This window comes from Tannerella serpentiformis, from assembly GCF_003033925.1.
Lineage (GTDB): Bacteria > Bacteroidota > Bacteroidia > Bacteroidales > Tannerellaceae > Tannerella > Tannerella serpentiformis.
The window spans coordinates 1319914-1339653 of the sequence record NZ_CP028365.1; the positions used below are offsets into that span (position 1 = coordinate 1319914).

The following is a 19740-nucleotide window of genomic DNA, read 5'->3' on the forward strand; positions in this document are numbered from 1 at the left end:
ATGGCACACAAAAAAGGAGTCGGCAGTTCCAAGAACGGCCGCGAATCAGAAAGCAAACGCTTAGGCATTAAATTGTTCGGTGGCCAGAAGGCCAAGGCCGGTAACATCATCGCCCGTCAGCGCGGCACGGAGTTCCATCCGGGCAAGAACGTGGGCATGGGTCGCGATCACACGCTGTATGCACTCATCGACGGCGTCGTAGTCTTCAAGCGCGGCCGCGAGAATCGTTCATACATCTCCGTCGAGGGCTTCGAAGCTGCCCCGGCGCCGCAGGTGGAGCAACCGGCAGAAGCATAACCGCCGCCCGCTCCCCCGGAGAGTAACACGAATCAGAGAGAGGGGCTGTCCTATCATCACATGAGGGCAGCCCCTCTTGTTTGTATCCATCTATAGCGAATGAACAATCCCAACATACCTCCACCAACCCTTCGCCTGGTCGCACTGTGCTTTCTCGCGTGCCTCATGTTCTTCTCCTGCGCCGCACACCGACATACCCCTGCACCGATGCGTGTGGAGCACCCCGCCCCTACACTCGGCATCGAAGTGACAGGCGCAGACAACGCCGCACTCTATCGCATCGTAGCCCAATGGCTTGGTACACCTCACCGCATAGGAAGCAGTGTCTGCGGCGTGGGCACAGACTGCTCGGGCTTCGTCACCACCGTCTATCGTGAGGTATACGGCAAAACGCTCGAACGCTCCTCGGCCGACATGCTGGCAAAGAACTGCCGACGCATCAGCCGCCATCGGCTACGTGAGGGTGACCTCGTCTTCTTCCACAACGGAGCACGGCGAGGCAAACGCCGACGTGTCTCGCACGTGGGCATCTACCTCAAGGACGGACTCTTCGCCCACACCAGCACCTCGCGCGGCGTCGTCATTAGCAGCCTCGACGAGGAGTATTACAGCCGACACTGGGTGGCCGGCGGCACCGTACAGTAAAGGCGAAAGAAATGTCCGCAAGCACATGACCGACCCAGAGTCTGTCAAAGGCAACATAGCTGATGTGCTGCTCTGCAAAGTCTCAAAGCGTATATTTTTGTCACCCGTAATACGTAGAACTACCTCTTACTCCATACAGAACTATGCTTACCATCAAAGTCATCACCGAACAACGCGACGAAGTGATCCGCCGACTGGCCATCAAACACTTTGACGCAACCGAGATCATCGACCGAATCATTGCACTCGATAAGACCCGACGCGCCTCCCAGACCGCCCTCGACGCCAACCTCACCGAGGTGAACCGTCTCTCCAAGCAGATCGGTGGACTGATGAAGGAGGGCAAACGCGCCGAAGCCGACGAAGCCAAGGCCGAAGTATCCCGCCTGAAAGAGACCAACCGCACGCTGGAGGCCGACAAGACACAGGCCGAAAAAGACATGCACGAGCTGCTCGTGCTCATCCCCAACCTCCCCCACGCCTCCGTGCCCGAAGGTACGGGCGCCGACGACAACCGTTGCGAGGAGACGGGCGGCACCATCCCCGAACTGCCTGCCGACGCACTGCCGCACTGGGAGCTGGCTCGCAAATACGACATCATCGACTTCGAGCTGGGCGTCAAGATCACCGGCGCCGGCTTCCCCGTCTACAAGGGCAAGGGGGCACGGCTGCAACGCGCGCTCGTGAACTTCTTCCTCGACTGCGCCCGCGACGCCGGCTATGTCGAGATCGAACCGCCCTACGTCGTCAACGCCGAATCGGGCTACGGCACCGGACAGTTGCCCGACAAAGAGGGGCAGATGTATCACGCCAACCTCGACGACCTCTACCTCATCCCCACCGCCGAGGTGCCCGTCACAAACATCTACCGCGACGTGATCCTCAACGAGGCAGACCTACCCATCCGCAACACGGCCTACTCCGCCTGCTTCCGCCGCGAAGCCGGTTCGTACGGCAAGGATGTACGCGGGCTCAACCGTCTGCATCAGTTCGACAAGGTGGAGATCGTCCGCATCGATCGGCCGGAGCACTCCTACACATCGCTCGAGGAGATGGTCACGTACGTCCGCTCACTCGTTGAGGCACTTGAGCTGCCGTGGCGCATCCTGCGACTCTGCGGCGGCGATCTGAGCTTCACCTCCGCCCTGACGTTCGACTTCGAAGTCTTCTCCGCCGTGCAAAAGCGTTGGTTAGAGGTCAGCTCCGTGTCGAACTTCGAGAGCTACCAGGCCAACCGCCTGAAGTGTCGTTACCGTGACGCCGATAAGAAGGTGCAGCTCTGCCATACGCTCAACGGTAGCGCCCTGGCCCTGCCCCGCATCGTGGCCGCGTTGCTGGAGAACAACCAGACGCCCGAGGGCATCATCATCCCCAAAGTGCTTGTGCCTTACACCGGCTTCGAGCGCATCTCGTGAACAGCTACAAACGGCCGGGCGCACCTCAACCGGTCCCCGGCCGACTTTTAGACTCCCCCTATTTTCCCTGACCTTCTCTTCAAATCACCCACACATTCACCCTTAACAAACTACACATCTATGAATCGACTGATTGCTTTCGCTATGCTGTTGTTCGCTGGAACAATAGCCGCACAGACCCCGAAGTTGCCCCAAAGCGGGGCTTCGGCAGAGGACTTTGCCCCCGAGGGGTGGCATGTGTACTTCATCGAGAATGGCGACCTCAACAAGGACCATGTCGACGACATCGCTTTCATCTTGCAAAACGATGATTCAGGCAGCCGCATTCTGGCCATCGCCTTCGGCAAGAAGAAGCGCGGATACGTGCTTCAAGAGCAAGATGGCGGCCGCTTCATCGCTCCCAAAGGCAACACGGACGCCTTTGTCGACATGAGTATCCAGAATGGCGCACTCCGCTTCAACTTCCTCCTGCCCGGCTCACATGCCTACGACAACGACGACAGCTTCATTTTCCGCTTCCAGAACAAACGCTTCGAGCTGATCGGCTGGGAGCGTAAGCTGCGCAACAAGAAAAACGACCGAGTAAACGAGGTCACCAGCGTAAACTTCTCCACCCAGACAGTCATCTACGAAGACCGCACGAAGAAGTCCGAAACACGCCAGAAGCACTTTGACTACGGCCGCCTGAAGACCCTCGGAAACGTTGTGCCCGGCAAATTCAGCCTCAGTTACGACAAGCTGTAATTCGCCCCGCCCTCCTCTCTTCTAATCATCCACACACTCACTCTTAACAAACTACACATCTATGAATCGACTAATTGCATTGGCTATGCTATTGTTCGCTGGAACAATGGCCGCACAGGACCTGAAGCTGCCCAAAGAGGCCAACTCCGCAAGCGACTTTGCCCCTGACGGGTGGCGTGTGTACTTCAACGCCACGAAGGAAGACCTGAATGGTGACAAGATCAAAGACTTAGTCTTCGTCTTGCGAAACAAAAAGTCTAAAAAGCGTGTTCTCGTCATCGCCTTCGGCCAGAAGAAGAGCCGCAAATACGTCCTGCACAGGCAAGACGACGGCCGCTTCATCTGGCCCAAAGGCAATAAAACAGCCTTTAAAGAGCTAAGCATCGATAAGTCTGAAGATAAGAGTCGCAACAATGTGCTCCGCATCGACTTCCTCCTGCCCGGCAAACAAGGTTTCGAGTATTACGAGCACTTCAAATTCCGCTTCCAAAACGGCCACTTCGAGCTCATCGGTTGGGATCGAGAGGTGTGTAACAAGGGGAGTAAATGGCCGCGCGAGGTCACGAGCGTAAACTTCTCCACCCAGACAATCATCTACGAAGACCGCACGAAGAAGTCCGAAACGCGCCAGAAGCACTTTGACTACGGCCGCCTGAAGACTCTCGGTACCGTTGTGCCCGGTGAGTTCAGCATGAATTACGACAAGCTGTAAACAAGAGCGCAGCACAACGGGAAGAGACAGCCCTTCTCCCCTCGGAAAAGAGGACACGAATCCCCGTCGGATCCCTTCCGGCGGGGATTCTTTTGTCTTTGTACGCTGTGCAAGTAGCAAACTCGGGTGAGTTATTCTATGTCGCCTGCAAACTTGGCCGGTGCCCCCGGCACCTTTCGGGGCTTGCACGCCGTGCGAATAGCAAAACCCGGTGGGTTTCGGGGCTTGCACGCCGTGCGAATAGCAAAACCCGGCGGGTTTCGGGGCTTGCACGCCGTGCGAATAGCAAAACCCGGCGGGTTTCGGGCTTGCACGCAATGCGAGTAGCAAAACTCGGCGGGTTTCGGACTTTGCACGCCGTGCGAGTAGTAAAACCCGGCGGGTTTCAGGGCTTGCACGCCGTGCGAATAGCAAAACCCGACGGGTTTCGGGGCTTGCACGCCGTGCGAGTAGCAAAACTCGGCGGGTTTCGGACTTTGCACGCTGTGCGGGTAGCAAAACCCGAGTGAGTTATCCTATGTCGCCTGCAAACTTGGCCGGCGCCCCTGGCGCCTTTCGGGGCTTGCACGCTGTGCGGGTAGTAAAACGCACCAAGCAAGTGCCTCGAATCGATCGCTCGACTCCGAACGAGATGGATCCAGATCCGGCGCTTAGCTTTGCCACCTCATTTTTTGTCACACCCATCATGCTGAAAGATTTACTGCTACAAACCCGGAGCTTCCGGCGCTTTTACGAGGACGAACGCCTCGACGCCGACGTGCTCACCGCGGCCATTGATGCCGCACGACTCTGTCCCTCGGCGCGCAACGCTCAACCGCTGAAGTACCGCCTCGTCACCGAGCGCGACGAGTGCGATCGGCTCTTCCCCACGCTCCGCTGGGCGGCCTACCTCAAAGACTGGGGTGGACCGGCCGAGGGCGAACGACCCGCAGCATACCTCATCCAACTCCTCGACACACGCATCGTCCGCGATCCCTACTGCGACGACGGCATCCAGGCTCTCGCCATCCTGCTCTCGCTCGCCGAGCGCGGCCTAGGCGGGTGCATCATCAAGGCCTTTAATGCCAAACAGATTCAGGCCGACTTCCGACTGCCTGATTATCTCGAAGTGCGCACCGTGCTGGCCATCGGACGGCCGCGAGAGACCGCCGTCATCGAGCCGATGTCGCCCGACGGCGATTACCGCTATTGGCGCGATGCCGCGGGCGTGCACCATGTGCCGAAGCGCGCCGTCGAGGAGCTGATCTGGAAGGAGGAGCCATGATCACGGACGAGATACAGCGCGAACTGCAAGCCCTCGGATCCATCGGAAAGGCGGCCGACTTGGCGCGCTTCTTCAAGACCGGCCCGGGAGAGTATGGCGAGGGCGATCGCTTCCTCGGGGTGCCCGTGCCAGGGGTGCGCAGCGTGGCGCGTAGGTATTATGCCAAGGCGGGCGACGAGGATCTGTGTCGGCTGCTTGAGAGCGACTTCCACGAGGTGCGCCTCTGCTGTCTGCTAATGCTTGTGGAGCGATATGAGCGAACCCGGACGCGGGCGGTACGTGCGGCCACGGCCGATTTCTATCTGCGGCATCGCACGCACATCGACAACTGGGATTTGGTGGACTTGACGGCGTATAAGATCCTCGGCCGAGAGACGTTCGACACGAACGACGCCGACCTCCTCCGCAGCCTCTCTGACTCCGAGCGGATGTGGGACAAGCGCATCGCCATCGTCGCCACCATGTACTGGCTGCGGCAGGGGCACACGGATCTGACCTTCGAGCTGGCCCTCCGCAACCTCACCCACCCGCACGACCTCATGCACAAAGCCAATGGCTGGCTGCTCCGTGAGGCCGGCAAACGCGACATCGTCGCCCTCTGTGACTTCCTCCGCACACACATCCACAGCCTTCCCCGCACCACCCTCCGCTATGCCATCGAGCGTTTCCCGGCCGAGGATCGGCAGGCATTCCTCAACCTCGGTAAGACGTTAGAGCACGCATGACTGATCTCTTTGATACCATTGATCCAGCGAGCATCCTCTCACTCACGGAGCTGAACCGCAACATCAAGCAGGCCCTGCGCGACGCCCTACCCGAGACGTATTGGGTGCGGGCCGAGACGAGCGAAGTGCGCGTAAATAGCTATTCGGGCCACTGCTATCTGGAGTTTATCGAAAAGGACGAACGCACCGGGCAGGTGGCCGCCCGAGCACGCGGCACGATCTGGGCCCAGCAGTACGCCGTCATCCGCCCCTATTTCGAGGAGGAGACGGGCCGCCCCTTCACGTCGGGGCTGAAGGTGCTCGTGCGCGTGGCCGTGGACTTCCACGAGCTGTACGGCCTCTCCCTGACCGTCCACGACATCGACCCCTCGTTCACGGTGGGCGACCTGGTGCGGCGGCGCAAAGAGATCATCCGGCAGCTGCAAGCCGACGGCGTCTTCGACCTCAACCGCGCCCTGTCACTCCCAGCACGGCCGCAACGCATCGCCGTCATCTCGTCCGCCACGGCCGCGGGCTACGAGGACTTCACCGACCAGCTGCTCGGCAACGAGTATGGCTTCCCGTTCTACGTCCGGCTCTACCCCGCCCTCATGCAGGGCGAGCGAACGGAGGCGAGCATCATCGCCGCGCTGGATCGCATCTATGCCGTCCGCGAGGCCTTCGACGTCGTCGTCATCATCCGCGGCGGTGGCTCCACGGCCGACCTCAGCAGCTTCGACTCCTACGCCTTGGCCGCCAACTGCGCACAGTTCCCCCTGCCCATCATCACCGGCATCGGCCACGAACGCGACGACACGGTGGTCGACCTCGTGGCCCATACGCGACTCAAGACACCGACGGCCGTGGCCGCGTTTCTCATCGACTGCATGGCGACTCAGCTGGCTGATATTAACGATCTGCGCGACCGCCTCTATCGGGTGGCCACGGCTCGCATCGAGCGGGAACAGCAGACGTTCCGCAGCGTCGTCGCACGCTTTCCACTCTTGGTCTCGGGACACGTGGAGCGACGGCGCGCGGAGTGGCTCCGACTCTCGGCACGCCTCGCGACCGTCCCCCAGCTCATCGAGCGACGGCGCACGGAGTGGCATCGGCTCTCGGCGCGCCTTGCCGCCGTCCCGCAACGCATAGCACGTCATCGCGAACGCATCGACGCCCTGCCGGAGCGCCTCCGCAGCGCTGCGGACAGTCTGCTAATGCGTCGCCGGCACGACCTCGAGCTGAGCGAGCAGCACATCCGACTGGCCTCGCCCGACGTGCTCCTCAAGCGCGGCTATACGATGACCCTACGCGACGGCGTCATCGTCAAACGCGCCGCTATGCTCTCCCCCGGCGACACCGTCACCATCCGCTTTGCCGACGGCGAGCGGGAAGGGCGGATTGTCTAAGCAATGATTTCACATTTAGTTTCACAACCCATGTCAGAAGAAAAAGCAACCTACAACAGCGCCGTGGCCCGTCTGCGGCAGATCATTGAAGAGATCGAGCGCGGAGAGCTGGACGTCGACGTCCTCTCCGCCAAAGTCCGGGAGGCCGGGCGGCTCATCCAACTATGCAAAGACAAGCTCCTCAAGGCTGACGAGGAGGTAAAGAAGATCCTCGATGAGCTTGACCAGTAAGCACACCATCCTCATCGTGGCCGGTGGACGCGGCACACGTATGGGCGGCCCGCAGCCGAAGCAGTTCCTCGAGCTGGCCGGCCGGCCCGTGCTGATGCACACCCTCGAGGCGTTCGACCGCTGGGACGCGTCGGCGCACCTCATCGTGGTGCTGCCCGAAGACCAAATCGATACGTGGAAGCGGCTATGTGAGGCGGATGCCTTCGGCCGGATTCACCACGTGGTGGCCGGTGGTGAGACACGTTTCCATTCCGTGCGGAACGGACTCGACGCCGTTGCGTCGGACGGACTGATCGCGGTGCACGACGGCGTCCGTCCGCTCGTGGCGCCGTCGGTCATCGCTGCTTGCTTTGCTGCGGCGGCTGACGGTGGCGCGGCCGTGCCCGTGGTGCCCGTGGTCGAATCGGTGCGCGAGGTGGACGCCGACGGCGGCAGTCGGCCCCTCGACCGCGCACGGTTGCGCGTGGTACAGACACCGCAAGTCTTCCGCGCCGACGTGCTGCGCGCTGCCTATCGCCTGCCCTACGATCCGCGTTTCACCGACGACGCCTCCGTGGTGGAAGCCTCCGGCATGGCTGTCCGCCTCGTCCCCGGCAACCGCGAGAACATCAAGCTCACCACGCCGATGGATCTCCTCCTCGCGGAGCAACTGATGCGCCGGGAGTGATCCTACTCCTCCGCCTCGGCGCGGCTGTAGACGAGGCGGCCATCGTCCGGGAGGAAGGTGTAGCGGAGGGTGCCGATGGCCAGGAGGTCGCTGAGGATGTGGCGGGCAACCGGGCGGCGGATGTGCGCCAGGCGACAGAACTCGGAGAGCGAGACGCTGGGGTGCGTCTCGAGGTGGCGAAACAGCGCCTCGACGGGACGAGTCAGGCGGAAGAGTCGGCCGTCGGGGCGGCGCAGCTTCTTCCAGGCCAGCACCAGGGTCGGGTCAGCCGGACGGTTCTCGTCGGCCACGCGCAGGTAAGCCACGTATTGGTCGTCCTTATCGGGCGCCAGATAGGGGCGGTCAGGGCCGCGCTCGATATCGATCTCCAGCACCGTGCGTCCGCCGACCTCCCACCGTCGGGCGGTGAAGGGCACCGCGGGGCGGGTGTAGCGCTCGGAGGCAGCCTCGATCATGTAATACTCCTCCTCGCTGCGTACGCCGGCGATGCGTCCGTTGTCCTTTACGCCGATGAGCAGCCGTCCGCCGTCGGTGTTGGCGAAGGCGCTGAGGGTGCGGGCGATCTTCTTACTGTCGCTGATTTCGAACTTGAAGTCTTGCCTCTGGTGTTCGCCTTCTGCGATCAGGGCTTCGAGGGGGTGCATGTTCATTTCAACTAAAAGTGGAAAACGGGCGGCTGCGGGTGCGCATGGGTTCAGCGGCGTGTCTCGGCTCAAATCGGAGGCCGGTTTCACTCCAAACCATTGGTTTGACCCAAATCAGGGGTCGGTTTCGCTCCAAACCATTGGTTTGGCCCAAATCGGGGGTCGGTTTCGCTCCAAACCATTGGTTTGGCCCAAATCGGGGGCCGGTCTGGCTTCAAACCATTGGTTTGGCCCAAATCAGGGGCCGGTTTCGCTTCAAACCATTGGTTTGACCCAAATCGGGGGCCGGTTTCACTCCAAACCATTGGTTTGGCCCAAATCGGAGGCCGGTCTGGCTTCAAACCATTGGTTTGGCTCAAATCGGGGGCCGGTTCCGCTTCAAACCATGGGGTGAGCGGTCAACAACCCGTCTTCAGCCGAGCAGGGCGACGGCGCGGGCGAGGTCGTCCGGGGTGTCGATGCCGACGGTGTCGTAGGGGGTGACGGCCACGCGGATGCGGTAGCCGTTTTCGAGCCAGCGCAGCTGCTCGAGGCTCTCGGCCTTCTCTAACGACGATTGCGGTAGCAGGGTGATGGCGCGGAGTGTCTCGGCGCGGTAGGCGTAGAGGCCGATGTGCTTGTAGAAGGTATGACGTCGGAGCCACTCGGTGTGCACGGTGCCGCGGATGTAGGGGATGATGGAGCGGCTGAAGTAGAGCGCGTCGCCGTGGATGTCGAAGGCCACCTTGGGCGTGTTCGGGTTGAAGAGCGTCTGCTCGAAGTCGCCGTCGGGGTCGAAGGCTTTGGCCAGCGTGGCAATGCGCACGTCGGGGGCGTCGAAGCAACGCTTGAGCTGTTCGATCTGCTCGGGGCGGATGAAGGGCTCGTCGCCCTGGATGTTGATCACCACGTCGGCCGTGGCGCCCACCTTGTCGCAGGCTTCGCGGCAGCGGTCGGTACCGCTGCGGTGCGTGTCGGAGGTCATGACGACGTCGCCGCCGAAAGCCTCGACAGCCTGACGGATACGTTCGTCGTCGGTGGCCACCCAGAGCTCGTCCACGGTGGGGCGTACGCGTTCGTAGACGCGCTGAATCATGGGTTTACCGCCCAGGTCGGCCAGCGGTTTGCCGGGGAAGCGCGTCGAGGCGTAACGCGCGGGGATGATGCCAAGGAAGTGCATGGGGATATAAGTAGTTATCGGCCTTCGACCGGGTAGTTACGCGGCTTTCGCCGCGGTAGTCAGAAGGAGTTATCGGCCTTCGGCCGGGGAGTTATGCGGCTTTCGCCGCGGTAGTCAGGGGGAGTTACAAGTAGGGGCGTATCGCGCGACGCCCCCCAACGCCCCGAAAGAGGGCGAACGCATGTTGTGCATTCATTCCTTGCGGAATGTTTGGGGGGCGTATTCGATACGCCCCTACATAAAGAATTATCGCTTGCGCTCTTGCCGCTTCGTGTTCTGCGCTTGCCGCTGGTTGCTGCGTTGCTTTTGCTGACGCTCCAACTCGGCTTGCTGCTTCTTCTGCATCTCGGCCATGCGCTCCATGAAGCTGCCGCGCTTGCGGGGCTTCTTCTTGTTCGCCTCGAGCTTGGCCAGCAGCTTGTCTTCGTTGATGAAGTAGCGGAACGAGGCCGTCTGCAGGATGGTGATCAGCGTAGAGATGAGGAAGTAGTAGCTCAGCCCCGCGGCGTTCTGGTTGAAGATGAAGAAGAACATCACGGGCATCATGTACGTCATCATGGCCATGCCGGGCATCTGTTGCTGACCGGTGTTGCTCATGTTCATGTTGATCTTGGAGTAGACCACGTTGACGATCGTCATCAGCAGACAGAAGAGGCTGATGTGGTTACCCATGAAGGCGCTGATGAGCGGAATGTTGGCATCCCACGAGATGACGGCGTCGAACGTCGAGAGGTCCTTGGCCCAGAGAAACGGCTGCTGACGCAGTTCGATGGCCGTCGGGAAGAGCCAATAGAGCGCGATGAGGATAGGCATCTGGAGCAGCATCGGCAAGCAACCACTCATAGGGCTGGCCCCGGCGCGACTGTATAGCTCCATCGTGGCCTTCTGCCGATCCATCGCCTGCTCCTGCTTCGGGTAGCGGGCGTTGATCGCCTCCACCTGCGGGCGCAGCACACGCATCTTGGCGGTGGACATGTACGACTTGTACGTCAGCGGGAAGAGCACCAGCTTGACGATGAGCGTAAGGATGAGGATAATCACACCGTAGTTGGTGAGGAAGCGGCCGAGGTAGTCGAAGATGGGCACGATGAAGTAGCGGTTGATGGGGCGCACCCATTTGTAGCCCAGCGGCACGAGCTCGTCAAGCGAGAGGCGGTCGGCCTTGTCGCGACCCTTATCGTAGGCGCCGAGGAGTTTGTACTTGTTCGGGCCGATGAAATAGTTGAAGCCGATGGTGTCGGGGCGAGACGGGTCGAAGTCGACGCTCGTCATGGCCGTGAAGGTCTTCAGATGCGCCGTGTCTGCGTCGGGCGTCAAGCGCGACTCGAGTTTGGAAGCCGTGAAGGCATCGTCGGCAATGAGCACCGTGGCGAAGTACTTGTTCTTGTAGCCGATCCACTTCAGGCGGTTGGAGATCTGTTTGTCGGCATCCTTCGTCTCGCTCAGCTTATCCACATCGTCGGCCACGTATTTATAGTAAAGGGCCGTGTACTGGTTCTCGTACTTCCGACCGTGCTCCAGCTGGCGCGCGTGCTGCGTCCAAGTTAGGTCGAGCGAGCGGGTAGAGGGAGCGAGGATGCCATTCATGCCGGCTGCGAGGATCGTGTAGCGCAGCATGTAATCGTCCGGAGCGAGCGAGTAGGTGAAGTCCATGTGCGCACCGTCGCCTGCGTCGAGACGCATGGTGACTGAGCGACCGTCGGCACCCTTGATCGGCGTAAAGTAGAGGTCGGCCGTGTTGATGACGCGCTGATTGGCGGTGATCATCGTCAGGTTGAGAGCCGACTCGTCCGAGCCGTCGAAGAGCACGAGCGGCTGCTTGTCGTAAGTGGTGTATTCCTTCAATCGGGCGTAGCAGAGACGGCCCCCCTTGGTGCTGATGCGCACCTCCACTTTGTCGTTCTCGAGGGTGACAAACTCCTCCGTACCGACAGCGGCGCGTGCAAAGGCACCGTATGTGCCGCGCAAGCGCTCCTCACGCACGGAGTCGGGCAGGCCGACGGTGTCCGCGGCCGTTGTCGGAGCGAGATCGGCCGTGGCCTTCGCTTGGTCTATCTGAGCCAAGGCCGCCTGTTCCACTCGGGCCACCGAGTCGTTGTAACGTTGTTGCGCCTTGATCTGCTCCTCACTCGGGCGGTTGAACCAGACGAAAAGCACCAGCACCACCCCGATCAGTATGAAACCGATCACTGTATTCTTATCCATTGACATATTCTTTATTCGAGTAGTTATGGAGGCTATGCCTCCGATAGTTATGCGGCTGCGCCGCGGTAGTTAGTAGTAGTTAGAAGAAGAGGCTACCCTCTACCCTCTCATCTCTACCCTCTATTTGTTGATTGCGGCTTTGATGAATCCCATGAACAGCGGGTTAGGACTGAGCACGGTGCTGGTATATTCCGGGTGATACTGCACGCCGACGAACCAGCGCAGGCCACTCACTTCGACGGCCTCGACGAGCCCCGTGTCGGGGTTCTCGCCCACGCACTGCATACCGGCAGCCTCGAAGCGGTCCTTGTATTCGTTGTTGAACTCGAAGCGGTGGCGATGGCGCTCCTGGATGTGCTCCTTGCCATAGGCCGCACAGATGTGTGAGCCGGGGCGCAGGGTGCAGTCGTACGTGCCGAGGCGCATGGTGCCGCCCATGTTGACCACGTTTTTCTGATCCTCCATAAGGTCGATGACCGGATGAAGCGTCTGTGGATCCATCTCCGTGGAGTTGGCTCCCTCAAGGCCAAGCACATCGCGGGCAAATTCGATGACCATACACTGCATACCCAAGCAGATACCGAGCGTGGGGATGTCGTGCTCGCGGAGGTAACGGATGGCGGCAAATTTGCCCTCCACACCCCGTTGCCCGAAGCCCGGAGCGATGACGACGCCGTCCATATCGGCCAACAGTTCGGCCGCATTCGCGTCGTTGATCTTCTCCGAATGGATGAGCCGCAGGTCGAGCTTGCGCTCGTTATAAATGGAGGCGATGAGCAGCGATTCGTCGATCGACTTATAGGCGTCTTGCAGCTCGACGTACTTGCCCACGAGCCCGATACGGACCACGTCGGTGGCGCGCTTCTTCCGGTCGAGGAAGTCCTTCCACGGGTTCAGCTCCGGCGTGGGGCCGACTTCGAGGCCGAGCTTCTCCAGCGCAATGGAGTCCATCCGTTGGCGTTGCAGCATGAGGGGCACCTCATAGATGGTGGGCACGTCGACGGACTGGATGACGGCCTCCTTCGAGACGTTGCAGAAGAGGGCCACCTTACGCAGGATCTCGGGGTTGAGCTCGTGCTCCGTACGCAAGACGAGCATATCGGGCTGCACGCCCAGCTCTTGGAGCTGCTTGACGGAGTGTTGCGTGGGCTTCGTCTTGTACTCCTTCGCGGCGGCGATGAAAGGCACGTAGGTCAGGTGCACGCAGAGGCAGTCGCGTCCCAGCTCCCAACGCAGCTGGCGGACGCTCTCGATGAAGGGCAGCGACTCGATGTCGCCCACCGTGCCACCGATCTCGGTGATGACGAAGTCAAACTGGTTCTTGGCTCCGAGCAGCTTGACGTTGCGCTTGATCTCGTCCGTGATGTGGGGGATCACCTGCACCGTCTTGCCCAGGTAGTCCCCGCGGCGCTCCTTGTCGATGACGCTCTGGTAGATGCGGCCCGTGGTGATGCTGTTGGCGCGGGTGGTGGGGAGGTTGAGGAAGCGCTCATAGTGCCCGAGGTCGAGGTCCGTCTCGTGCCCATCGACGGTGACGAAGCACTCGCCGTGTTCATAGGGGTTGAGCGTCCCCGGATCTACGTTGATATAAGGGTCGAACTTTTGGATCGTCACCCGGTAGCCACGCGCCTGCAGCAGCTTGCCCAGCGACGCCGAGACGATGCCCTTACCAAGGGACGAAACGACACCGCCTGTCACAAAAATGTACTTCGTATTTGCCACAATTATTCCTTTCATTTTAACGGCGGGCAAAGATAGAGGGATCTAAAAACTAAGCCAGTAACGCAAAAAGTCCCCATACGCGCGGCCTGCCCTCCCCGCTTGCGCCCGCCAAAAACTTTTTCAGCCCATTTCCCCTCAGGAAATCACTCGCCACAAACTTTTTCAGCTCATTTCCTCGGGAAATCGCTCGCCACAAACTTTTTCAGCTCATTTCCTCAGGAAATCGGCCGCCACAAACTTTTTCGGCTCATTTCCTCAGGAAATCGGCCGCCACAAACTTTTTCAGCTCATTTCCTCAGGAAATCGCTCGCCACAAACTTTTTCGGCTCATTTCCTCAGGAAATCGGCCGCCACAAAACTTTTTCAGCTCATTTCCTTGAGGAAATCGGCCGCCACAAACTTTTTCAGCTCATTTCCTCAGGAAATCGGCAGCTCACTTACTCACTCATTTCCTCAGGAAATCGTAAGCGATAGGATTGCCCACGCCGAACTCGCGTTAACGATGAAGAGGGGGGCTGGAACGATCAAAGGGGCAAAGAACGGAGCGAGTAGGCCGAAACGCATTTGATTGAACCTAAAAACAAAAAAGGCACTGCCGGAACCCAATCCGACAGCGCCTCCGCCCTGTTTTTATCCGGGAAACGAGTGTCTGTCACCCTCCAAACTGATGCTGCGCAAGGGTGTAAATGATGAGGGAAAGCGTCCCGCCAAGAGAGGCGAAAAGCGTCCGTCGACTGCCGCGGGTCGCAGCGTGGATGCCCAAGAGAAGGACGGCGTAGGAACCGATGAGCAGGACGAGGTCGAAGCGCATCGGGGCACCGGCCGCAGGGAGGAGGCTGAACCGATCGACGACGGCGACGAGCGTGTGCGTCAGGCGCTCCACCGCGCTCTGCAATCCGAAGCTCCCGGGCGTGCCAACGGGCAGCGCGACCCACACGAGGGCCATGGGGATGAGCAGCGTGGCGGACAGCACGAGGAAGAGATTTGCGAAGAGAAAAACGAGGGAGATGCGGCCGAAATAGTAGCAACAGAGCGGGAAGGTGCCGACCTGAGCAGCCAGACTGACGGCCACGAGTCGCCAAGGGAGGGCGATCCACCGGCGGCGCACATCGATGAGGCAGGCTATGCGGGGCGTGAGCAGAAGGATGAATGAGACGGCGGCGAAGGTGAGCTGGAACCCGACGTCGAAGAGGCTGAAGGGATCGACGAAAAGCATCAGCAAAGCAGAGGCGAACAGCGTGTTGTATGGCTCGGGGGTGCGGCGAAGGGCCACGCCAATGAGGTAGATGGTGAGCATCGTGGCCGCTCGGACGGCCGGTGCAGAAAGGCCCGACACGGCGGCGTAGGCCCAGGCGACGAGGATCATCAGTCCGCAACGGAAGAGTCGGCAGGGCATGGTCGGCGGCAGAAAACCGAGTAGCAGGGCAAGCGCGCCGCTGACCAGTCCGACGTGAAAGCCGCTGACGGCTAAGAGGTGTGCCACGCCAGCGGTCGAGAACCGGCGGCGCAAATCACGCGTCATGCCGCTACGGTCGTTGACGGTGATCGAGGCCAGTACAGCGTGCTCGTCGGGCGAAAGGCGCAGCTGCCCGAGGCGTTCCACGATGTGTCCTTGCACAGCGTGCGCCGCCCGTCGCCATGCCGTCGGCGCAGGCCTCGGATCGTCAAGGTGCCGCTCAGCCAGCGCGGTCCGCTGTATGGCCAGAAAGAGGACCACGAAAGTCAAGATCGCACCCCAAATGTAGGGTGTCTCGAGCCGCAGCTCGCGCGGTGCCGACCGTCTCCCTCGGTTACACACAAGCGCCGCAATGGCAGGAACCAGCAAGGCGAAAGACAAGTACTGGAGCGGGTAGCAGACCTCGCAAAGGGTTCCGACAATCCACAAAAAAAGCGGCCTCGATAGAGGTCGCTTATTCCATTCGTTATGATCGCGTTCGATCATGCTCGATTCTCTTTTCCGCGGGGCGTCGGCCCGCCGCGTTGTGTTATTGTTTTGCGGGATAAGTGTCCGAGGCCCTTCTCGGACGATCTCTCGCGCTACGCCTTATTTCCGCTCACCTTCGCCCAGAGGAATCGGGTGGCAAACCAAAGGTGACGCATCTGCGTGGGCAACGCCCCGTAGTAGCGACACATGATGCGGTAGCGCTCCGCGAGGGACGCCTTACGGTTGCGCGTCGTCATTCCTTCGGCTTCATAATTCACTAACCGCATTCGTGAGTTGACGATCCGCTGCGATTGTTTCATGCACCGGATGCACCAATCGAAGTCGGCCGAGAATCGGTATTGCAAATCGTACGTCAGCGCCACGCTCCGCTTGACGACAAACGCCTGATGACTGACACACATCCCCGTCCGAAAGCCGCGCCAAGTCAGCACCTCGGGCGCTTTCAGTCGACGCGCGGCGATAAATCGCCCCTCGCTGTCGGTCACGTCCGTCTCACCGTAAAGAATATCTGGCCAACCGTTTCGTTCGGCCACATCGGCCAATTGCGCCACCGTCTCCGGCGACCGAAATGTGTCACCTGCGTTGAGAAACCAGACGTAGTCGCCCGTCGCCCGTTGCAGGCCCTTGTTCATCGCGTCGTACAGTCCACGATCCGGCTCCGAAACGGTTACGCACCGCATCGGCTCGATGCCACGCCGCGTGCGTTCGTCCGCCATCTCCGCCTCCCAACGTGCGACTCGCTCCATCGTCCCGTCAGTCGATCCCCCGTCAATCACGAGGTACTCCATCTCGCCATACGTCTGCACCCCGACGCTCTGCAACGTCCGGTCGAGCGCCTTCCGAGCATTATATGTGACCGTGATGATGGAGAAAAGGAGAGGCATCTAGATCTTCTTTTGAGCCAGTATTATCGTATTAAAATACAGTTCAGGTTTTCGGGGCAACAACCAAACAATCGCACCGCCCAAAATACAAACCGGTGCAATGAATATGGCATTCATAAGAAGGTTGACATATTTATTCTTGACGTAAAACAGGCTTCGTAAATATGCCATCCACAATTGCAAAACGACTTCCGCAAAATGTCCGCTACGTTCTTCGGCAAGGATTGTCAATCCCTGATCTGTTATGTGTTTTCGAATCCCTATAAGGGAGAATCGTCTAAAATCATACGGCAACTCATGCTCTGCCCAAATAAAAGGTACGGTAACCAGCATCTTACCGCCCGGTCTCAATACACGAACAAGATCTGTAAGACATCCGTCTACATTAGGCACATGCTCCAAGACCTCACTTGTCAATATCGCGTCAAACGAATCATCGTCGAATGGAAGGCGTACTCCATCATAGTAGACATCTATTGCTTCCGTTTTATGATTATGACCTTCGTTCTCTATATCTACTCCAAGATAGGACCTTAAATGCGGAAACAACTCCTGATATGGTTTAGCTCCACACCCAAAATCAAGCAATTCACCTTCTAATTGTGGTGCAAGTCGCCGCACTTTCTCTATCAACCGCTTGCGGATAAAATAAAATGGGTTGATGAAAACGCTAAACCAATTGGGAAAAAATCGCTGCCTTAGGTAGTATGTATGAAATAGGTCAAGCATCTCTTTCAATATGCTGTCTGTCATTTATAGGGTTCATAGATGTAATCATGAGGGTCGAAATATTCCGAAGCCAACACCATTAAGATTGCATCCTTGCTGAAATGATGCATTGTATGCCAATCTTCAGGATTAATGATAAGACACTTATGAGGAGAGTCTAAGATAAAATCCTTATGTCCATTCTTTGTATGATTGGATATGATGCAGTGGCCTTGAAGACAAATGGCGGCCTGTACAGTTTTATGATGACGGTGCCCACCTCTCACGGAGTCATCTACACCATAAATGTAGAAGATTCGCTTAATATCAAACGGTATAACCTTCTCAATCACGGTCAAATTTCCGCGTCGATCAGTATATGTTTTGAGATCTATTAATTCTGCCATTCTATTGGTGCAACGCTCTTATCGAAGAAATTTCACTCCACCCTCGACGCGCAAAAAGTTCGAGAAAATACTTTGCTCTATCGAATCCTGAGAGATATCTTTCCGAAGCAGCAACTTCTGGATATTTGTTTCTGATCTCCTCGATTTTTTTTATGTATGGGTTAAACATTAGTTGAATTGCACTTTTATTTCTCCGATAGTAAGGTCGAGGGGAAAAATAAGAGGGGGTGACAAACGTAAGAGAGTGAAAATGAAAAAAGACCACATCAAATGTATTTCCAGTAAGATTCTCAACCCCAACAATTCGATCCTTCTTTTTTCGGAAAGTGTATTGCTGCATATTCCACGGAGCAACACCCGCACCTAGGTTTTTGCAAACGTGCACTCCGCCAAACTGGTTTGGCCAATCGTCTAAATATTTCTGATCACCGAAGCGATTGTTCTCGAATCGATTATAGCACCAATCTATACACGCTTTCCGCCACCAATTCAAAACATGCCGTCCTTGCTCGTTATTTTTGAAAGCAACGAACTGTACACAATAAATTCCGGTTCTTGTACTTTGATCGTATTGAGGTGTATAATTATGAGGGGTAATCATCACTGCATCATCTCCCATCTCATCAAATAAGGACTGTGGGGATGAGAAAAAATAGAGATCAGAATCTAAATATGTACAGCTCTCTACATTAAACCGATCTAATACATACAGTATAGTAGACGAAGTACATGTCCAACAATATTCGCCTCGTGTACGAACTGGCTTAACACGCAGTAATTCATCATCCTCAAACTCACTCAATGAGATCACCGTCATCTTATCCAGAGATAACGACCTCAATGTTGTGTAGCAGGCGTCGTTAAATGCAAAAACATACAAATGAAATTCTTGGCAATGGCGACAAAGCGATTCATACATCGCTAAGCCTCGCGATAGATAGGCGGAGTCAAAGAGAGTGCAGAAGTTAAACATCGGGCTTTCTGCATACCATAATGATACTCTGCCCAAAAGACTTCTTATGCTCTCCAGACAGTTTGTAAAATTGAGCTAATATTTTAGCTGCCAAACGCACGATCTTATATGTAAACCTATAATCAATCATCCGAAAATCTCTTCTTAGAAGACGATTAAGGTAAGTCGTTGACATTGTATTATACCACCATTGTCTATGGACACTGGACACCGGTTCTCTATAGATATCCAGAACCTCCAAATTATATTTCTCAGCCATAGACCTTAGTGATCTCTCATTCCAATGAAGAGTATGATGGGGTGGTAAATTCAGGCAAAAATTAGATACATACTTAATAAATCCATCATTATCTGGCGTTGCAACAATCAAAAGTCCTCCCTTCACAATGCAATCAATTGCAGAACACATGAATTTATCCAACGAAGAAATATGTTCTATTACTTGGAAGATAGAGACTACGTCAAACCTCTCTTTATTCTCCTCACTAAATTCTTCTATTGGAATTGGCAAAACATTTGCTCCATCCTTTTTAGCAAGTTCTATAGCTTTACTACTAAGATCCAAGCCCTGATAATAATTCTTCTCTGACAAATAATGTCTAAAAGCACCTCTTCCAGCACCTATATCTAAAACTCGATCATCCTCTTCGATGAACTTACGCGAATAATCATATTCCGTTTTCCCCTCATGCAGATAGTACCATTCGTCTTTCAACAAGATATTATAAAAGTCATCATCCCCCGATATGATTGGATCAAAAAAACGCAGACCACATTTTTGGCAAAGAACATATTCCAATCTCTCCACACTTTTCCAGATATAGCCTATATCCTTTTTGTAAACTCTCCGATACAAATTAGATATATCTATAGTTCTCACACTCTCTATTCTACTCTTTATTATATTGCCACAAAGTGGACATCTGCAATTCGATTCCCTCATAAACCCTAATTTAGCCCTATCGCTCACTTGAAAATAATCTTTGTTTTTAGACTATTCCCAAAGAG

Annotated in this window: 20 protein-coding genes; 10 read left to right on the plus strand and 10 right to left on the minus strand. The window is 57.2% G+C overall.

The window, feature by feature from the left end; translation table 11 throughout:
• From rpmA to C7123_RS05375, 10 genes are all read left to right on the plus strand, one after another.
• Window positions 1-297 (plus strand): 50S ribosomal protein L27, encoded by a 297-nt coding sequence (rpmA, locus tag C7123_RS05325; RefSeq protein WP_069176039.1) that lies wholly within the window; start codon window positions 1-3, stop codon window positions 295-297.
• A 99-nt stretch (window positions 298-396) separates the two neighbouring features.
• Window positions 397-942, plus strand: a complete 546-nt coding sequence (locus C7123_RS05330) for a C40 family peptidase (protein WP_069176040.1) — start codon at window positions 397-399, stop codon at window positions 940-942.
• A gap of 143 nt (window positions 943-1085) precedes the next feature.
• A complete protein-coding gene (gene serS / locus C7123_RS05335) occupies window positions 1086-2357 on the plus strand; it encodes a serine--tRNA ligase (RefSeq protein ID WP_069176041.1) in 1272 nt (423 codons plus the stop codon).
• 120 nt (window positions 2358-2477) lie between these two features.
• Window positions 2478-3101 (plus strand): invasion associated locus B family protein, encoded by a 624-nt coding sequence (locus tag C7123_RS05340; protein WP_159049842.1) that lies wholly within the window; start codon window positions 2478-2480, stop codon window positions 3099-3101.
• A gap of 61 nt (window positions 3102-3162) precedes the next feature.
• Window positions 3163-3813, plus strand: coding sequence for a hypothetical protein (locus C7123_RS05345; RefSeq protein ID WP_159049843.1), 651 nt, complete (start codon window positions 3163-3165; stop codon window positions 3811-3813).
• Between the two features lie 685 nt (window positions 3814-4498).
• On the plus strand, window positions 4499-5077 hold the full coding sequence (locus tag C7123_RS05355) for a nitroreductase family protein (protein WP_069176044.1): 579 nt from the start codon (window positions 4499-4501) through the stop codon (window positions 5075-5077).
• Entirely contained in the window at window positions 5074-5802 is a 729-nt protein-coding gene (locus tag C7123_RS05360; protein ID WP_069176045.1) for a DNA alkylation repair protein, read from the plus strand. Before C7123_RS05355 ends, C7123_RS05360 begins: the two co-directional genes overlap by 4 nt.
• The gene (gene xseA, locus C7123_RS05365) at window positions 5799-7187 is read left to right on the plus strand and encodes an exodeoxyribonuclease VII large subunit (protein ID WP_069176046.1); all 1389 of its coding nucleotides are present in this window, start codon (window positions 5799-5801) and stop codon (window positions 7185-7187) included. Before C7123_RS05360 ends, xseA begins: the two co-directional genes overlap by 4 nt.
• A gap of 30 nt (window positions 7188-7217) precedes the next feature.
• Window positions 7218-7418, plus strand: a complete 201-nt coding sequence (gene xseB / locus C7123_RS05370) for an exodeoxyribonuclease VII small subunit (protein ID WP_037981668.1) — start codon at window positions 7218-7220, stop codon at window positions 7416-7418.
• Window positions 7402-8085, plus strand: a complete 684-nt coding sequence (locus C7123_RS05375) for a 2-C-methyl-D-erythritol 4-phosphate cytidylyltransferase (RefSeq protein WP_069176047.1) — start codon at window positions 7402-7404, stop codon at window positions 8083-8085. Before xseB ends, C7123_RS05375 begins: the two co-directional genes overlap by 17 nt.
• A gap of 2 nt (window positions 8086-8087) precedes the next feature.
• Here the strand turns inward: C7123_RS05375 and C7123_RS05380 are convergent, their stop codons facing one another.
• From C7123_RS05380 to C7123_RS05425, 10 genes are all read right to left on the minus strand, one after another.
• Window positions 8088-8729, minus strand: coding sequence for an AlbA family DNA-binding domain-containing protein (locus C7123_RS05380; RefSeq protein WP_237269281.1), 642 nt, complete (start codon window positions 8727-8729; stop codon window positions 8088-8090).
• Window positions 8730-9141: 412 nt separating this feature from the next.
• Window positions 9142-9888 (minus strand): 3-deoxy-manno-octulosonate cytidylyltransferase, encoded by a 747-nt coding sequence (gene kdsB / locus C7123_RS05385; RefSeq protein ID WP_069176049.1) that lies wholly within the window; start codon window positions 9886-9888, stop codon window positions 9142-9144.
• A 246-nt stretch (window positions 9889-10134) separates the two neighbouring features.
• The gene (gene yidC, locus C7123_RS05390) at window positions 10135-12093 is read right to left on the minus strand and encodes a membrane protein insertase YidC (protein WP_069176050.1); all 1959 of its coding nucleotides are present in this window, start codon (window positions 12091-12093) and stop codon (window positions 10135-10137) included.
• A 120-nt stretch (window positions 12094-12213) separates the two neighbouring features.
• The gene (locus C7123_RS05395; RefSeq protein WP_069176436.1) at window positions 12214-13815 is read right to left on the minus strand and encodes a CTP synthase; all 1602 of its coding nucleotides are present in this window, start codon (window positions 13813-13815) and stop codon (window positions 12214-12216) included.
• Between the two features lie 652 nt (window positions 13816-14467).
• Window positions 14468-15757, minus strand: coding sequence for a ComEC/Rec2 family competence protein (locus C7123_RS05400; RefSeq protein ID WP_069176051.1), 1290 nt, complete (start codon window positions 15755-15757; stop codon window positions 14468-14470).
• 95 nt (window positions 15758-15852) lie between these two features.
• Window positions 15853-16644, minus strand: coding sequence for a glycosyltransferase family 2 protein (locus C7123_RS05405; RefSeq protein WP_069176052.1), 792 nt, complete (start codon window positions 16642-16644; stop codon window positions 15853-15855).
• Complete coding sequence (locus C7123_RS05410; protein WP_083206977.1) at window positions 16645-17397, minus strand: class I SAM-dependent methyltransferase; 753 nt, start codon at window positions 17395-17397, stop codon at window positions 16645-16647. It lies immediately after the preceding gene.
• On the minus strand, window positions 17394-17759 hold the full coding sequence (locus C7123_RS05415) for a sugar 3,4-ketoisomerase (protein WP_037987150.1): 366 nt from the start codon (window positions 17757-17759) through the stop codon (window positions 17394-17396). Before C7123_RS05415 ends, C7123_RS05410 begins: the two co-directional genes overlap by 4 nt.
• 1 nt (window position 17760) lies before the next feature.
• Window positions 17761-18576: a glycosyl transferase gene (locus C7123_RS05420; RefSeq protein ID WP_237269282.1), complete on the minus strand. Its 816-nt coding sequence runs from the start codon at window positions 18574-18576 to the stop codon at window positions 17761-17763.
• Window positions 18577-18724: 148 nt separating this feature from the next.
• On the minus strand, window positions 18725-19612 hold the full coding sequence (locus C7123_RS05425; RefSeq protein ID WP_159049844.1) for a class I SAM-dependent methyltransferase: 888 nt from the start codon (window positions 19610-19612) through the stop codon (window positions 18725-18727).
• Between the last annotated feature and the right edge of the window lie 128 nt (window positions 19613-19740).

Bases quoted from the DNA above. Each gene is read 5' to 3' on its own strand.
- rpmA (WP_069176039.1), top strand. From the start codon at position 1: ATGGCACACAAAAAAGGAGTCGGCAGTTCCAAGAACGGCCGCGAATCA.
- C7123_RS05330 (WP_069176040.1), top strand. From the start codon at position 397: ATGAACAATCCCAACATACCTCCACCAACCCTTCGCCTGGTCGCACTG.
- serS (WP_069176041.1), top strand. From the start codon at position 1,086: ATGCTTACCATCAAAGTCATCACCGAACAACGCGACGAAGTGATCCGC.
- C7123_RS05340 (WP_159049842.1), top strand. From the start codon at position 2,478: ATGAATCGACTGATTGCTTTCGCTATGCTGTTGTTCGCTGGAACAATA.
- C7123_RS05345 (WP_159049843.1), top strand. From the start codon at position 3,163: ATGAATCGACTAATTGCATTGGCTATGCTATTGTTCGCTGGAACAATG.
- C7123_RS05355 (WP_069176044.1), top strand. From the start codon at position 4,499: ATGCTGAAAGATTTACTGCTACAAACCCGGAGCTTCCGGCGCTTTTAC.
- C7123_RS05360 (WP_069176045.1), top strand. From the start codon at position 5,074: ATGATCACGGACGAGATACAGCGCGAACTGCAAGCCCTCGGATCCATC.
- xseA (WP_069176046.1), top strand. From the start codon at position 5,799: ATGACTGATCTCTTTGATACCATTGATCCAGCGAGCATCCTCTCACTC.
- xseB (WP_037981668.1), top strand. From the start codon at position 7,218: ATGTCAGAAGAAAAAGCAACCTACAACAGCGCCGTGGCCCGTCTGCGG.
- C7123_RS05375 (WP_069176047.1), top strand. From the start codon at position 7,402: ATGAGCTTGACCAGTAAGCACACCATCCTCATCGTGGCCGGTGGACGC.
- C7123_RS05380 (WP_237269281.1), bottom strand. From the start codon at position 8,729: ATGCACCCCCTCGAAGCCCTGATCGCAGAAGGCGAACACCAGAGGCAA.
- kdsB (WP_069176049.1), bottom strand. From the start codon at position 9,888: ATGCACTTCCTTGGCATCATCCCCGCGCGTTACGCCTCGACGCGCTTC.
- yidC (WP_069176050.1), bottom strand. From the start codon at position 12,093: ATGGATAAGAATACAGTGATCGGTTTCATACTGATCGGGGTGGTGCTG.
- C7123_RS05400 (WP_069176051.1), bottom strand. From the start codon at position 15,757: ATGATCGAACGCGATCATAACGAATGGAATAAGCGACCTCTATCGAGG.
- C7123_RS05405 (WP_069176052.1), bottom strand. From the start codon at position 16,644: ATGCCTCTCCTTTTCTCCATCATCACGGTCACATATAATGCTCGGAAG.
- C7123_RS05410 (WP_083206977.1), bottom strand. From the start codon at position 17,397: ATGACAGACAGCATATTGAAAGAGATGCTTGACCTATTTCATACATAC.
- C7123_RS05415 (WP_037987150.1), bottom strand. From the start codon at position 17,759: ATGGCAGAATTAATAGATCTCAAAACATATACTGATCGACGCGGAAAT.
- C7123_RS05420 (WP_237269282.1), bottom strand. From the start codon at position 18,576: ATGACGGTGATCTCATTGAGTGAGTTTGAGGATGATGAATTACTGCGT.